Genomic DNA, 14909 nt, shown 5'->3' with positions numbered 1-14909 from the left:
GTAAGCAAACAGGTATTCCTAAGGAAACATCCCGGAAATTTTAGAAAAAGAGGCTGTAAAAAAAGAATTCTTCTCTCATCCCTTCTTTTTTCACAACCCCTCTTCTATACGCAATCGACCCTGGTACTTTTCTTTTAAACGAGATATCGCACACTACGCGTGCGATACTCGTTAAGAATCAAATTACTTCTGCTCTTCTGCAAGCTTTTCATTCATTTGCTTTGCCATCTGCTTACATGCTTCTTCCATGGTAAGCTCTCCGGTATAAACCTTGGTAATGATTTCATTATCTGCATTTTCCCAGCTTACAGTACTTCTGGAATAAGGACGAATTACCATGTCATCCATCATGTTCAGATAAGCCTGCAGGTTAAAGTTTGCACTCTTTACCCATGCATCGGAGGTTCCCTTGTAAGCGGACATGGTTACTCCAAGTTCAGCCTGCTTCTTCTGTGCCGGCTCAGAACCCAAATACTCAATCAGCTTCCATGCCTCTTCTGTATGCTTACCATTCTTTGCGGCAGCCCATCCCAAACCGTTGTATAAGGAAACTCTCTTACCTGTTTTAGCATCCTTGGGAAGCTCTACAATATCGGCATTCTGCGCTGTGTACTCATTAGCCTTGTAGCTGGCAATCATCCAAGAGCCCTGAGGAACCATAGCTACCTTTCCGGACTGGAACAATACTTCCTCTCCGTTCTCGGACATCGTCTCAGCAGATGGCATCAAGCCTTCCTTAATCCAGGTATCTAAAATATTCATTCCTTCGATGGTCTTTGGATCATCCCATCCGGACTTCTTCTTATCATCACTGATAACATATCCGCCCTTATCATAAATCAGGTTATAATATCCTGCCTGATTGTTATCCATCTTCACTGCCAAACCGTACTGAGAGCCGTCAGACTTTGTCAGCTTTCTTGCGGTTTCCGTTAAATCATCCCAGGTCCAGTCGGATGTAGGATAAGGAACTCCCGCCTCGTCGAAAAGCTTTTTATTATACCAGATTGCAATGGTATCAATGTCCTTAGGAACTGCATAGTAATGGTCCTTGTAAGTATAAAGTCCCCAGATATCCTCCGGATAATTTTCCACTTTAATCTTATCGGAAGCCTTAATCTTATCCGTCAAATCCAAGAGCATATCATTACTCATATAACGCTCTGATTCATTAGAGTGCATCCAGAAAACATCCGGTAAAGATCCTCCCTGTGCTCCTGCCTCCAACATAGTCCAGTACTCATTCCACTTTACAACGGAAATCTTGGTCTTGATTCCGGTCTCCTTAGTGAAATCATCTAAAATCTCCTTAAGTCCCGGTTCCTGGTTGGTATCCCAAATTGCAACGGAAAGCTCGTCAGAGGAAGCTCCCTGCTCACCGCTTCCGCTTGCTGTACTCTCGGAAGAAGAGCTCTTGCTTCCGCCGCAAGCAACCAATCCCAGAGCCATAAGCCCCATCACTACTGATACCGCTAAACTTCTTTTTTTCATCTTTTCCTCCTAAAGCGCAAGAGCCTCCGCACAAAAACCTTCCCGGAATCAGCTTCAAAAAAGCATACCCAAATCGGTTTCGAAAAAATCTTTCTTCTCCAGCTTCGCTCTTGAAAACAATATTCTACCCCATATTATACTTCCGGCAGGAAAATATAATATGGAAAAATGTTGTGATAATACAGAAAAATGTTATGGAATTCTGTTGAGTTCCTTACTACTGTCACAACTAAGAATTTTCTTCTTTATCGGCAAGATGGCAGGGCCGTTCATGGACAATTTATCCACTCCCAGATGGAGAAAAAAAGCTGTAAAATCCGGATCAGCCGCAAATTCTCCGCAGACTCCCACCGATATTCCCGCCTGTTTTCCTTTTTCCACCACTTCTTTGATGGCCCTCAGAATGGCAGGATGTTTTTTGTGATAAAAGCTGTGCACCATGACATTTTGTCTATCTATCGCCAAAAGATACTGGGATAAGTCATTGGTACCGATAGAGAAAAAATCAAGCTCTTTGGCCAAGTCTTCTGCTATAAAGACTGCAGCAGGAGTTTCAATCATCACCCCTAATGGTATTCTTTCCGCCATAGGAACCCCTTGTTTTTCAAGTTCTGTCCTGCATTTGTGAAATAAGGCTTTGCTTTCTCTGACTTCTTCCAAACTACTGATCATCGGAAGCATCACCGAAAGCTTACCGTAGGCTGAAGCCCGCAATAAGGCTCTGATTTGTGTACAGAATATTTCCTTTTCCGTAAGGCAAAAGCGAATTCCCCGAAGACCTAAAGCAGGATTTTCCTCCTTTACCCCGGTGTGATAGGGAAGTACCTTATCCGCTCCCAAATCACAGGTTCGGATAATGACTTCTCTTCCTTTCATTTCCTCCAAAATTACCCGATAGCTTTGAAACTGTTTTTCCTCGGAGGGAAGCTTTCCTTCCTCTAAAAATAAAAATTCCGTACGGTACAGACCGATTCCTTCAGCACCGGATTTTAGCAGCTTCTTGACATCTACCGGAGACGACATATTACCATATAAGTTCATGCGTTTTCCGTCTAAACTGACACAGTCTTCATCTCTTAGTTTTTCAAGCTCCTGTCGCTCCTCTTTCTTTTTTTCCATAATCTCCCGGTAATGAGCCAGTACCTCCTCCGTGGGAGAAAAATAAGCCACCGATTTTTCACCATCAATAATACAGTATTCTCCGTCTTCTATTCCCCTCAGCCCTTTACATTGTACCAAGGCCGGGATTCCCAAGGATGCTGCCAGAATAGCTGTGTGACTTTGTAAAGAACCCTTCTCCGTAATAAATCCCAGCAGATTATCTTTCGGAAAACGAATGGTGTCCGATGGTCCAAGATCCTCTGCCAGCAAAACACAAGGCTCTTCCTTGGTAGCGACATCTTTTCCGCTTAAAATAGAAAGCATCAAGTTCAGAATATCCTGCATATCCTCCGCACGTTCCCGAAAATATGGATCCTCCATACGACGAAAAAGCCTTTCTTGTTTGCTAAAGGCTTTTTTCACCGCATATTCCATTGTATGACCCTTTTGTACCAAGCTAAATACACTGTTTTGCAGAATTTCGTCGGAAAGCATTAACGCATGAACAGAAAATATCTTTGCATCTTCATTCTGCATCTCCAAAAGGGCCTTTTGATAATATTCTTCTTCCTTCGCTATCGACTTTAAAAAGGCTTCTTTTCCCCTCCTTTTTTCCTCCTCTATGCCTTCTTCGGATTTTTTTAGGTAGGAAAATTGAAGCTTCCTTTTAAAATGTACCGGCCCCATGGCAATGCCTGAAAAGGCGGAAAGTCCTTCCAGTATCTTCATAAACTTTCCTCTTTAAACAAAGGAGGTTTTCAACCACAAAAATCCATGGGCAGGAAGGACAAGGTCTCTTGCTTTACAGGACTTTCCGGAAAGTAGATCCACGTAATCCTCCACCTCGGACACATAAGCCACCTGCTCGGATCTGGCAAAGTTGTAGAAGCAAAGAATCTTTTCTCCCTCATAATATCTTCCAAAGGCAAGGACATGGATATTCTTTGTATCAATAATCCAAGTATCCGCCATAGTTGAAAATGCTTTATGCTTTCTTCTTAAATCCTCCAGCTCTTTCAAACCGGTAAAAATCTTTTCTTCTATACTGCCCTTTTTCTTTCTCTTCTCCGCCTTATCCCAGGGGAAATTACCACGATGAAGATAACGGGAATCCACCTTCTTGATGTCATCCTCATGATAGCTGTAGTCATTTTCCTGTCCAATCTCATCTCCGGAATAAAGCACCGGTATACCGGACTGACTCAGCAAAAAGGCATGGAGCATTAAATCCAGCTGTAAGGCTGCTTTTATCTTGTGTTCATCCTTTTCATAGGCAGCCGCTTCCAATCCGCAAAGAGATGCGGTGGTACCGCAGAGTCTGGCGTCTCCCCGTACCGGATCATCATTGTACAGCTCTCCTCTTGCATCGGAATCCTCCGTAAAGCCTCTGAAATAAGCATTTAAAAAGGCCTTATGCGGAATCTCCGTAATGGAAAACTGCTCCAGGAAAGCGTAGTCCAGTCCCCAACCGATATCATCATGACAACGAAGATAATTCAGGAATACCATGTCCTTCGGAAGGGCAAAGACCTGGCCAAGCTGGTGCTGCATCAAACGGGTATCCTGAGTAGCAACGGTATGCCAGGTAGATGCCATAGTGGTAACATTATACAGCATGTGACACTGGGGCTTCTCCAGACTTCCGAAGTAAGGAACTACCTTTTGAGGCTCCATTACCACTTCTCCCAAAAGCAATACACCGGGAGCCACTATTTCCATCGCCATACGGAAGATGCGAACTAATGTATGTACCTCCGGAAGGTTTCGACAGTTTGTACCCAGCTTTTTCCAAATATAAGGAACCGCATCCAGGCGGAAAACATCCGCTCCCTGATTACACAGGAAGAGCATATTTTCCAACATATCATTTAAAACCGTAGGATTCCCATAGTTCAAATCCCACTGATACGGATAAAAGGTAGTCATAACAACCTTTTTCGCTTCTTCACAATAGGTGAAATTACCGGGAGCGGACTCCGGAAAAACCTGAGGAACTGTACGTTCAAATTCATTGGGAAGCCCCCAGTCATTAAACATGAAGAAACGATCCTGAAATTCTTGTTCGCCGTTCTTGGCACGTTTTACCCACTCATGTTCCTCGGAGCAATGGTTCATGACAAAATCCAAACAAACACTGATTCCTTCTTCATGGCAGACAGAACATAAACTCTTAAGATCATCCATAGTTCCCAATTCCGGTTGAACCTTGTGGAAATTGGATACCGCATACCCCCCGTCAGACTTTTCCTTTGGACTCTCCAGAATAGGCATCAAATGCATATAATTAAAGCCACATTCCTTAAGGTAAGGAATCCTTTTTTCCACGCCCTTTAAGTCTTTTCCGAAGCAATTGGTATATAAAAGAACTCCGATAAGGTTGTTTCCTTTAAACCACTGGGGCTTTCTCATTCTTTCTTGGTCTAATGCTCTAAGCTCAGGAGACCGTTCTCTGGCATATTTATCCAAAAGAGAAAGAAAATATTGAAAGGATTGTTCATTGCTTCTATACAGCTCATAATATAGCCATTTCAACTCATCCATATGGGTAGCCAGACGGTTCTGATAAGCCGTAATATAGTCATCCTGAACTTCCTCTACCGTATTCGTTACCTTCGTTTTCACTGCATTGGGCTCCAATGCTCTCAGCCTCTTTTCGGTGCATTCTTCTATCTTCATCTTATCTGTTTTATGCTCTTTGCTACCCGTTTCCTTTTTCTTCCCCATACTGATATCCCTTTCTATTATAGCTTTTCTAGAAGGTAAAGACTTGACCTCTCCAAGCGCTCATCTTCCAAGATGCCTGAAAAACTAACTCTTTTCTTCTTTGGAACATTTTCCTCATTATACCCTAAAGCAAAATAAGCAACAAGGAAAAGTGAAACAGAGGATACACTTTGTTTCTATTTAATAAAATAAAATATTCAACTTATACAAAAAGCATGGATAATCAAAAGAAAAAGGGAATAGACATTGCATTTTTGTCAAGCATTCTATACACTGAAGGGAAAAGAAATTGTAGAGTTTTCTGCATTCCATCATAAGCAAGGAAGCCGAAATTATATTCGGGTTTCTTGTTCAGAATTAAAGCGAGGTAAATATATGTATTACGGATCCCTAGAAGCCGGTGGAACTAAGATGATTTGTGCCGTTTGCGAGGAGAACGGAAAGATTATTGAGCAGGTTTCCATTCCCACCTTAAGCCCGGAGGAGACCATTCCTAAAATTATCGATTATTTTAAGGATAAAGACATTGTCGCCCTGGGTGTAGCCTGCTTCGGTCCCATCGATTTGCATAAAGATTCCAAAACCTATGGCTATATTACCAGTACCCCAAAGCTCAAGTGGCAGAACTATCCTCTGATTCCTACTTTACAGAAGGCTTTATCCATTCCCATGGGCTTTGACACGGATGTAAACGGTTCTCTTCTGGGAGAGATTTCCTTCGGTTCCAGTAAGGGGCTGGAAAATGCCATTTATATTACCATCGGTACCGGAATCGGCGGTGGCGTTATCAGTAACGGAAAATTACTGCACGGTATGTTACATCCGGAGCTTGGACATATGCTCTTGGTTCCCCATCCAAAGGATTCCTTTGCGGGAAACTGCCCCTTCCACAAGAATTGTTTTGAAGGAATGGCCTCCGGCCCTGCCATTGAAAAAAGATACGGAAAGAAAGGCATTGAACTGGTAAATCAAAAAGAGGTTTGGGAAATTGAGGCCTACTACATCGGTCAGGCTCTATGTAATCTGATCTTAACCCTCAGTCCTGAAAGAATTATTCTGGGAGGCGGCGTAATGCATCAGGAACAGCTCTTCCCCTTAATTCGCAAAGAAGTAGCCGCACAGTTGAATGACTATCTGAAAACCAAGGAATTAGCAGATTTAGATCATTATATCGTTCCTGCCAGCTTAAACGACAATCAGGGTATACTGGGTTGTTTACAGCTTGCCATCGATGCAAAGAAAGAAAGTAGCTTGAATTTAAAATAACAACATAGGGAAGTTTAGAACAATGAATGCGCAAAATGAAGCAATACCGGAAAGCAAAAATACCGACAGCAGGAAAGAGAAAAATCAAAGCAGATTAGCAAAGCTTGAAAAAGTAAAGGAGACCTATAAAAACGGTTTAAAATGGATTCTGCTGGGTATTCTTACCGGTGCTGTTGTAGGCAGTATTTCCGCCTTCTTTGCCCATGGTATCGTACTGGCTTCCGCATTCCGGGTAAAGCACCCCCGGATTCTTTTTGCCCTCCCCTTTGCCGGACTTCTTTTGGTCTTCGCTTACAGCATTCTGTCCGATAAAAATAAAAAGGGTACCAATCTGGTGATTGAGTCGGTGCGAAGAGGAGAAAAGTTGCCGGTGGAAATGGCTCCCCTGATTATTTTCAGCACTGTACTTTCTCACCTCTTCGGCGCTTCCGTAGGTCGAGAAGGTGCCGCTTTACAGGTAGGGGGGTCTCTAGGCTCCAGTATCGGCAGAGTTTTACATCTTTCTGAGAAAGAGCAAAGAAGAATTATGATGTGCGGAATGAGTGCAGCTTTTTCCGGGCTCTTCGGTACCCCGATAGCGGCCGCTATCTTTGCCATAGAGCTCTGCACCGTAGGCAGTATTTACTATACCGCCTTACTCCCCTGTACCGTTTCAGCCTTAACAGCCCATTTTTTTGCGGAAAAAGTCATTCATGCGGAGGAACCGAATCTTGCCCTTTCTCTGATAGCGGAAATGAATTGGTCATCCGCCCTATATACTCTTCTTCTGGCAATCGCCGCCGCTTTGGTAAGTATCTTATTTGTTTCCTGCGCCCATAAAGCAAAGGATTTGTTTAGCAAATATTTCCCAAATCCTTACCTGCGTATTTTTGTAAGTGGAGCTATCGTTCTCCTTGCTACTTTGGCTCTAAACACCAATATCTATAACGGAACCGGTATCCAGCTGATTATTCAAACAATCCATGATCCAAAGACGAAAATTTTTCTCTTTGCCTTTTTCTTGAAAATTCTCTTTACTTCCGTTTCTCTTGGAGGAGGATTTCAGGGTGGAGAGATTGTGCCTTCCCTGTTTATAGGAGCAACTTTAGGTAATGCATTAAGCCGATTTTTGCCATTAGATCCTTCTCTATGTGCAGCACTGGGAATGACCGCCCTCTTCTGCGGTGTCACCAACTGTCCTCTGACAGCCTTGCTTATCAGCTTTGAGCTTTTCGGCTTCCAGGCCTCTTCCTACTTCCTTTTAGCCATAGCCATCAGCTATCTATTCTCCGGGAATTACGGCCTTTATCACAGTCAAAAAATACTCTTTTCCAAAACAGAGGAAGAAGAAATTAATGAGCATACCCATTAGGTATGCTCATTTATTTTCTTAACAAGTTTCCTTCGCAGTGCGCGGGGTATCTCATTTAGCCTTTTTTAAAACGGTTCGCCAAGCCCTTATCCTCCGGCTTAACCCGCAGATTAGTAACTTTTTCTTCTTCCCCCGGTCTTTGAATCTTTAATTCCAGAATGGTTCCTTCCGGTAAACCCTTGCCAAATTCTATTTGTAAGAACTTAGCTACCTTGGGGTGGTTTGCCTGAAAATCATCCAAGTCTCTACTAAACTGCATTAACTCCATGGGATTCATTTAGCACTCCTTTTCTTTACTACTCTTCAACGAAAGCAAATGATGCATTACCCGGAAGCTTCCGTCCTTATCTCTAAGATGAGGCTTTCAGATTTTTTCGTTAGCCAACACTAATATTATCTCAAAGAGCATAGCCTAAGTTCCTTTTTCTGACAAGTATTATTTTGCCCCATGCTTCCTTTATATTTTGCTTCCATAGTCCCTTTATGCTATACTGCTTCGGTGTATTTTAAAAAAATACTGTGATTATTTTAAAAAGAATGCTTCGATTATTTTGTGAAGAAGGACTTAAACATGAGTAAAATCAAAGAAATCTCCCCGGAAGCCTGGGAGAAGGAAGAATATAAACACTATACCCCCATTGACCTAAGGGAAGCAGAGGAATATGAAATCGGACACATGGACAAGGCCCTCTCCTATCCTATAGAGACTTTACTGGGGGAGGAAATTCCCCTGTCCATAGAAGGACAGTATCTCCTTTACTGCAAATACGGAACCCTTTCCAGAGAGCTGGGAGAACGACTTTCCGACAGGGGCTATCAGGTGGCAAACCTGGAGGGGGGATATGGGAAATATGTTTTACAGCAAATAAAAAAAGCTGCAAAACAGGAGGAACGACAGAAGGAAATTGAATTAAGCCTTAGAAAAAAATTCAAAAAGTCTATCTTTACCCCCTTTGCCAAGGCCATCAATGATTATGAGTTGATTAAAGAGGGCGATTCCATCTGCGTCTGCATTTCCGGCGGTAAGGATTCCATGATTATGGCAAAGCTTTTCCAAGAGTTAAAACGGCACAACAAATTCCCCTTTACCCTGCATTTTCTTTGTATGGATCCTGGCTATAACGCCTACAATCGACAGATTATTGAGGAAAATGCCGCTCTTCTGGGGATTCCCTTGGAGTTTTTCCAAAGCGATATTTTTGAATCGGTTTTCACCATCGACTCCTCCCCCTGCTATGTTTGCGCAAGAATGCGAAGGGGACACCTGTATTCCAAGGCAAAGGAGCTGGGCTGCAATAAAATTGCTTTGGGGCACCACTTTGATGATGTGATTGAAACCGTCTTAATGGGAATGCTTTACAGTGGACAATTCCAGGCCATGATGCCCAAGCTTCATTCCACAAACTTTGAAGGAATGGAGTTGATTCGTCCCCTCTACTATGTTCGGGAGGAAGACATTATCCATTGGCGAAATTATAACCAGTTAAACTTTATCCAGTGTGCCTGCAAATTTACCGAAACCTGCAGCACCTGCCATGTGGACGGCACCACCAGTTCCAAGCGCTTGGAGATAAAGAAATTGATTGCTTCCCTAAAGGAAGTTAATCCCTTTATCGAGAAAAATATCTTCCGCTCCACAGAAAATGTGTCCATCAATACCATCTTGGGTCTAAAAACCGATGGAGAGAAGCACTCCTTCTTAGAATGGTATGATAAGGGCTTTGAATTTTCGAATCCCGATAAAGGGGATGTAAAAAACTAAATCCAATCTATTTTTAAAGCAACTTAGACCTGAAAAAGGGGTAATGTACCTCATTTCAGGTCTATCAAATCCGCTAAATACAGCTCCTCTTTTTTATGAGAAGATTTTATCCTTTTGTATTCAAGGATAGTCTGTACCAAAACATCCACCCTATCACCAAAATAATCTTTATAAAATTTTGTACTGTTATCGTACTTTTTCCTGCCTAAGCTTATATGCATTTTAGCAAAATCCTTTGGTTTTACTGTGGATTTATTCTTCTCAAACTCAGCGACTTTATCTTCTGCAATTAGAAACAATATTTCCAATTCCGGTTTAGTACAATACTTCTCAATTCCTATAATCTTGCCTTTGTAGTCTTCCGGTATCTTTAGCCTTTCCTTTTGTGCATCTCCTATCCGCATAATTAATACATCATTGCCGGGATAAATGTTTAGTTCTGTCCGAACCTGCCCATTACCGGTAATTTGTCTTGCATGATAGGGAGTCAAGCCCAATAATTCATCCTCTCCAAAGATTAATCGATTATTTGCCAAGAGGATACGAACAATTTCCAGTTCATTTGCCCCTTCGCACATGATTAATCTTTTCATTCCTTTAGCTTCCTCTTTAGGCTCATCAGCTCTTCATAATTTACAGCAGTTTGAAAAGCATTGTTATAATACTGCTTGCTTTTCAGAAGTTCAGTCCTGATTTGATAGTCTTCATACATATTAGAGAGGGATACATGCTTTCCTGACTTACAAATCCATATGTTATCCTGCCGTCCCATCTGATCCAAAACCTCACAATAGTGAGTAGTAAAGATTAAAGAAGCATTCTTCTTATTGACCGATTTATCCTTATACAAACTAATCATATTTTCCACAAGAGTTTTATGAAAATGATTTTCTACCTCATCAACCAAAAGATCAAAACCTTCTTTTAAAGAAGCAACCATTAAGGTATACAGTAGTAATCCCTTTGTTGTACCGCTAGACAAGATATAAATCAACTGGCTATCAGAAAGATACTTCTCTTCCCCGTTAAAAACCAATCTGTAATTATGTTCGTCCAAGCTTTGTAAATGTTCAATATTGTCATCAAAAATACGCATAATATTTTTCAAAACCAAAGTATCTATGCTGTAATTTTTTAAGGCTTTGAAAATCATACGATAAGTCTCTGCTCCATTTCCAAAACTTTCGAAATAAATAGCTCTTGTACTTTTTTTCTCTAAGACAAAAAATACTTTGGATATATCCTCCGGCAATGTTCCATACTCATCCATTTTCTCGAAAGAACTATCTTCATACAGTTCATGAATACGACTTTTATAATATTTTTTTCTATACAGCTTTTCCTCTTTAAAAATTGCCTGATTACTGAGAGATATGTCCGTAGACAATAAACACTCATACTTATAAATAAAGCCTGCATGATAAAAGACTATCTCCAATTCAACACCGTCATAGTCATAGTGTTTATCTTCTAAGCGAAAGTCTCCCAAAATAGAATAGCAAGCATCCAAAAGCTCCAATGCAGAGGTTTTTCCGGAAGCATTTTTTCCAATAAATGCCATCGTATTATAAACATATAAATCAGGCGCAATCTCCTGCAGTTCATACTCTTTATCTTCTGCAGTCTTCCTCGATTTAGCCACCAAATCAATAGTATATCCTTCTATACAGTTTTTAAAATTTTTGGCTTTTACATAAAGTAATTTCATTCTGCACACCTCCTTTTCCTGCTTTTATAGTATATCAGTGAAACGTGATTTAAACAATATTTTTGTTTTAATCTTTATTTATTCTGCAAAAATTCATGATTTGTACTAATATGTTGATAATTATATGATTTTTTCTATATTTTAGTTCTTCTAATAAAAAAACTTTAGCTAATTTCGGTTTGAAAAATCAGCTAAAGTTTTTTGAAATTTTTTATGCTATAGATTTCAATTTTAAATCTACATTCCAATCAAGGCTTTACCCCACATGCAAGCAGGAACCGCCAATAAACTCACGAATAATGGAGTTCTTCGGAATGGACTCCGGACTTACGGGAAGCACATAGTCCAGGAACTTTAGGAGACGCTTAGCCTCCTGATAGGCAGGACTGTCATTTTCAATCTGGAACAACAGAGGCTGGGCAAAAATCTTCAAAACTGCAAGCTCATAAATCAATGCAGAGTTTACCATCACATCCGCCCTCTCCTGGAAGGGGAAAATGTAATTGTCTTCGCCCCGTCTTACATTTTTCCAGATGGAAATGGTATCCTCCGCAGAATAGCCTCTGGTTCTGTTATCTCTTACCATTCTTCTAAGCAGGCGCACATCTGTTGTAGGAATACGGTTATGCTCATCAATGTTCAGGGGTGTTAAAGCGGAAATGTAAATGCGGAACTTACTTTCCTCCGGCAGGGAGGTGGACATTAAATCATTTAAGCAGTGGATACCCTCGATAACCAAGACATCCTCCGCCTCCATTTTCAGATAATCTCCCTTATACTCTCTTTCTCCTGTGAAGAAATTGTAACGGGGAAGCTCCACCCTTTCTCCGGAAAGAAGAGAAAGCATATCCTTGTTAAACAACTCCAAATCCACGCACTGAATGGACTCAAAGTCGTAATTTCCTTCCTCATCTTTGGGTGCCTCCACTCTGGCTCTGAAATAATTATCCACAGAAATAGCATGGGGCTTTAGTCCAAGTGCGGAAAGCTGAATGCTTAAACGCTTGGAAAAGCTGGTTTTTCCTGAGGAAGAAGGTCCTGCAATCAGTACCACCCGCTTCTTCTCCTTAAAGATAGACATGGCAATATTTCCGATTTGCTTCTCAAAATAAGCTTCCTGCATCAGAATAAGAGAATCCGTATCCCCTTGAACAATCTGCTTATTCAATGCACCGATATCTCCGATTCCCACCTTTCTGGCCCAAAGGGAGGATTCCTTTTGCACCTGATAAAGCTTATCCATTGGACAGAACTCCGGAAGCTCATTGGGCTTCTCAGGAGTAGGCAAAAGCAGGATAAAACCGTCTCCATAGGGAAGCAGGTCAAATAAAGTCACATAAGAAGTATTTTGCAACATATAGCCATAGAAATAGTCCTGGAAATTCCCTAAAGAATAGATATTAACACGGCTGGTCATACGATAACGGAACAGCTCCTCCTTGGAATGCATCCCCACCTCACGGAAGATTGCTCTGGCATCCTCGGTGGAAACGGAGCGCTTCATAATCGGCATCTTCTTTTCCGCATACTCCAACATGGAAGCCTTCACCTTCTCCAAGAGCTCCTTTGTAATCTTCACATCTCCGGAAAGGTAGCCGTAAAAACCGCCTCCCAAAGTATAATCCATATTTACCCGAAATCCCGGCACATCCTTACAATGATGGTAAAAAGCCTTTAAAAGCATAAATACGGCAGAGCGGTGATAACTCTTCATACCGATACTATCTTTCAAGGTTAAAAATGTGCATTCCTGATCAACATTGGGGATTCTCTTATGCAACTCATAAATACGCTTTCCAAAGCGCACCAAAACAATGGGATACTCCTCCATATCCTGAAACAAGGGAACCAAGTCTTGAAACTTACTTCCCTCCTCTAACTCTACCACTCTTCCTTTTGCTGTAATTTTCATGGACATCCCTGACCTTTCTATTTTGTTTTACAGAATTTTTCCTAAGAAAACTTCCTCTTCCTCCACACAATCTATCTTAGGAAAATGTCGGCGAATCTGCTCCCCCATATAAGGCACGAAGAAGCGCTCCAAGCCGTAGTGCCCTGCATTAAGGAGGCTAAGCCCCTCTCCTAAGGCATCCACCGCATCGTGGTGTCCCAGATCCCCTGTGATATAAGCGTCTGCACCTAAAGCAATCACATCCTTAATAAAGCTCTTTCCTGAACCGGGACAAACCGCAATTTTCCGGATAGGCTTTCCGCTGTCAAAGTACTCAATATAGGGAAGCTTGGCCTTTTCTTTCACATAGGCCGCCAGTTCCTCGCAGGAAAATGCCTTATCCACCCTGGTGTAAAATCCTATCCCCTGAGACATACCCTCAGAAGAAGGAGCAACTTCCTGAAGTACCCCCTCCTTTTTCCAAGAAAGTTTAGAGCAAATCAAATCTCCCATCCCTTCCTTCACGCTGTCGAAGTTGGTATGCATGCTAAAGACGGAAATCTTATGTTCCGCCAAAGTAAGAAGTAATCTTCCCTGCTCGTTATCTCCGGTAACAGATTTCATCCCCTGAAAGATAAAGGGGTGGTGGCTCAAAATGAAATTACAGGACCGGGCAATCGCCTCTTCCACAGACCTTCTCTGCACATCCAGACAAATGTAGACCTTGCTAAGCTCTTCTTCCTTCTTTCCCAACAAAAAACCCACATTGTCCCAGTGCTCCGCATACTGCTTCGGCGCAAATTCCTCCAAAAAGGAAATCAGCTCTTGTTTTTTCATGGTATTTCTCCTATCTATAGTATTGAAGCCCCTCTTTTACCCTCTCCAACTTCTCCAACAGGACTTTCTGAGGATTTTTCAAAAGCATTTCTTCCAAATGCCTTTCCTCATCCTCTAAAAGCTCCTTTAAAACAGGATCCTTTTTTGCCAGAGGAAGCCAGCCAAACTCCCATTCCACTTTTGATATTTCAGAAGAATCCAAAGTTTTTCCCTCGGTCTCCGATTTGTTTCCCCCAATCTTCAGGCTAATCATTCCTGCATCCGGTGTTTCTCCTGAAGAATTCTGTCCCTTTCGCTTTTTCCCCAATATAATGCGATAGAACTTATTTTTCTCCTTCACATAGCAGTCTTCCACAAGCTCCATATAGGGATATAAAAAACGCCGAACCTTCTCATAGTCGGACTGGGGAGAAAGCAAAATCGTTTCGAACTCCTCTATCCGCTTTTCCAAAATCTGAATCATCAGCATCCCCCCCATACCGGAGAGAAGAAGGTGCTTACATTCCCCTTTTTCCAAGGCTTCCAGACCATTTCCAAGGCGACAGCTGATTTTATCCTCCAGCCCCTTGAAACGCACATTTTTCTTCGCCATTTCCAAGGGCTCTTTTCCGATATCACAGGCAAAAAGCTTCTCCGCCTTTCCTGCCTCAAACAAGGCAATGGCGGTATAGCCATGGTCGCAGCCGATATCCGCAATACTGTCCACCACCGGATACAGGTTCACCATGGTCTGTATTCTTGCCCCAAGTCCCTTCATCTACACACTCCTTTAGGAGGA

The 14909-nt window shown here is 41.9% G+C and carries 12 protein-coding genes; 3 read left to right on the top strand and 9 right to left on the bottom strand.

Annotated features, from left to right (window positions below; all coding sequences use genetic code 11):
- Positions 1–183 precede the first annotated feature (183 nt).
- The 3 genes from RYO92_RS04340 to RYO92_RS04330 form a co-directional block, all read right to left on the bottom strand.
- Positions 184–1491, bottom strand: coding sequence for an ABC transporter substrate-binding protein (locus tag RYO92_RS04340; protein ID WP_314833589.1), 1308 nt, complete (start codon positions 1489–1491; stop codon positions 184–186).
- 192 nt (positions 1492–1683) lie between these two features.
- Positions 1684–3321 carry a phosphoenolpyruvate--protein phosphotransferase gene (ptsP, locus tag RYO92_RS04335; RefSeq protein ID WP_315001122.1) on the bottom strand — a complete coding sequence of 546 codons (1638 nt, stop codon included), beginning with the start codon at positions 3319–3321 and terminating at the stop codon, positions 1684–1686.
- A 12-nt stretch (positions 3322–3333) separates the two neighbouring features.
- Complete coding sequence (locus RYO92_RS04330) at positions 3334–5316, bottom strand: alpha-amylase family glycosyl hydrolase (protein WP_315001120.1); 1983 nt, start codon at positions 5314–5316, stop codon at positions 3334–3336.
- Positions 5317–5691: 375 nt separating this feature from the next.
- Between RYO92_RS04330 and RYO92_RS04325 the strand changes: the two genes are divergently transcribed.
- Together RYO92_RS04325 and RYO92_RS04320 are read left to right on the top strand one after the other, a co-directional pair.
- Positions 5692–6582: an ROK family protein gene (locus tag RYO92_RS04325; protein WP_314833592.1), complete on the top strand. Its 891-nt coding sequence runs from the start codon at positions 5692–5694 to the stop codon at positions 6580–6582.
- Positions 6583–6604: 22 nt separating this feature from the next.
- A complete protein-coding gene (locus tag RYO92_RS04320) occupies positions 6605–7933 on the top strand; it encodes a chloride channel protein (RefSeq protein ID WP_315369600.1) in 1329 nt (442 codons plus the stop codon).
- A gap of 55 nt (positions 7934–7988) precedes the next feature.
- On the opposite strand, the gene RYO92_RS04315 is transcribed toward RYO92_RS04320, so the two are convergent.
- On the bottom strand, positions 7989–8210 hold the full coding sequence (locus tag RYO92_RS04315; protein WP_183684770.1) for a hypothetical protein: 222 nt from the start codon (positions 8208–8210) through the stop codon (positions 7989–7991).
- Between the two features lie 294 nt (positions 8211–8504).
- Between RYO92_RS04315 and RYO92_RS04310 the strand changes: the two genes are divergently transcribed.
- The gene (locus RYO92_RS04310) at positions 8505–9695 is read left to right on the top strand and encodes an ATP-binding protein (RefSeq protein ID WP_315369599.1); all 1191 of its coding nucleotides are present in this window, start codon (positions 8505–8507) and stop codon (positions 9693–9695) included.
- Between the two features lie 50 nt (positions 9696–9745).
- Here the strand turns inward: RYO92_RS04310 and RYO92_RS04305 are convergent, their stop codons facing one another.
- The 5 genes from RYO92_RS04305 to RYO92_RS04285 form a co-directional block, all read right to left on the bottom strand.
- Entirely contained in the window at positions 9746–10288 is a 543-nt protein-coding gene (locus RYO92_RS04305) for a GNAT family acetyltransferase (protein WP_315369598.1), read from the bottom strand.
- Positions 10285–11403: an AAA family ATPase gene (locus RYO92_RS04300; protein ID WP_315369597.1), complete on the bottom strand. Its 1119-nt coding sequence runs from the start codon at positions 11401–11403 to the stop codon at positions 10285–10287. Before RYO92_RS04300 ends, RYO92_RS04305 begins: the two co-directional genes overlap by 4 nt.
- Before the next feature lie 256 nt (positions 11404–11659).
- Positions 11660–13315, bottom strand: a complete 1656-nt coding sequence (locus RYO92_RS04295) for a uridine kinase family protein (protein ID WP_315369596.1) — start codon at positions 13313–13315, stop codon at positions 11660–11662.
- Positions 13316–13342: 27 nt separating this feature from the next.
- A complete protein-coding gene (locus RYO92_RS04290) occupies positions 13343–14131 on the bottom strand; it encodes a Nif3-like dinuclear metal center hexameric protein (RefSeq protein ID WP_315369595.1) in 789 nt (262 codons plus the stop codon).
- A 10-nt stretch (positions 14132–14141) separates the two neighbouring features.
- Positions 14142–14888 (bottom strand): tRNA (adenine(22)-N(1))-methyltransferase, encoded by a 747-nt coding sequence (locus RYO92_RS04285; RefSeq protein WP_315369594.1) that lies wholly within the window; start codon positions 14886–14888, stop codon positions 14142–14144.
- Positions 14889–14909 lie beyond the last annotated feature (21 nt).

The organism is Oribacterium sinus, assembly GCF_963553175.1.
GTDB lineage: Bacteria > Bacillota > Clostridia > Lachnospirales > Lachnospiraceae > Oribacterium > Oribacterium sinus_B.
The sequence above is the reverse complement of the archived record's forward strand: the minus strand, read 5'-3'. Positions and strand labels throughout refer to the sequence as shown.

Coding starts and splice junctions, on each gene's coding strand:
- RYO92_RS04340 (WP_314833589.1), bottom strand. CDS start 1,491: ATGAAAAAAAGAAGTTTAGCGGTATCAGTAGTGATGGGGCTTATGGCT.
- RYO92_RS04285 (WP_315369594.1), bottom strand. CDS start 14,888: ATGAAGGGACTTGGGGCAAGAATACAGACCATGGTGAACCTGTATCCG.
- RYO92_RS04300 (WP_315369597.1), bottom strand. CDS start 11,403: ATGAAATTACTTTATGTAAAAGCCAAAAATTTTAAAAACTGTATAGAA.
- ptsP (WP_315001122.1), bottom strand. CDS start 3,321: ATGAAGATACTGGAAGGACTTTCCGCCTTTTCAGGCATTGCCATGGGG.
- RYO92_RS04295 (WP_315369596.1), bottom strand. CDS start 13,315: ATGAAAATTACAGCAAAAGGAAGAGTGGTAGAGTTAGAGGAGGGAAGT.
- RYO92_RS04315 (WP_183684770.1), bottom strand. CDS start 8,210: ATGAATCCCATGGAGTTAATGCAGTTTAGTAGAGACTTGGATGATTTT.
- RYO92_RS04310 (WP_315369599.1), top strand. CDS start 8,505: ATGAGTAAAATCAAAGAAATCTCCCCGGAAGCCTGGGAGAAGGAAGAA.
- RYO92_RS04290 (WP_315369595.1), bottom strand. CDS start 14,131: ATGAAAAAACAAGAGCTGATTTCCTTTTTGGAGGAATTTGCGCCGAAG.
- RYO92_RS04305 (WP_315369598.1), bottom strand. CDS start 10,288: ATGAAAAGATTAATCATGTGCGAAGGGGCAAATGAACTGGAAATTGTT.
- RYO92_RS04330 (WP_315001120.1), bottom strand. CDS start 5,316: ATGGGGAAGAAAAAGGAAACGGGTAGCAAAGAGCATAAAACAGATAAG.
- RYO92_RS04325 (WP_314833592.1), top strand. CDS start 5,692: ATGTATTACGGATCCCTAGAAGCCGGTGGAACTAAGATGATTTGTGCC.
- RYO92_RS04320 (WP_315369600.1), top strand. CDS start 6,605: ATGAATGCGCAAAATGAAGCAATACCGGAAAGCAAAAATACCGACAGC.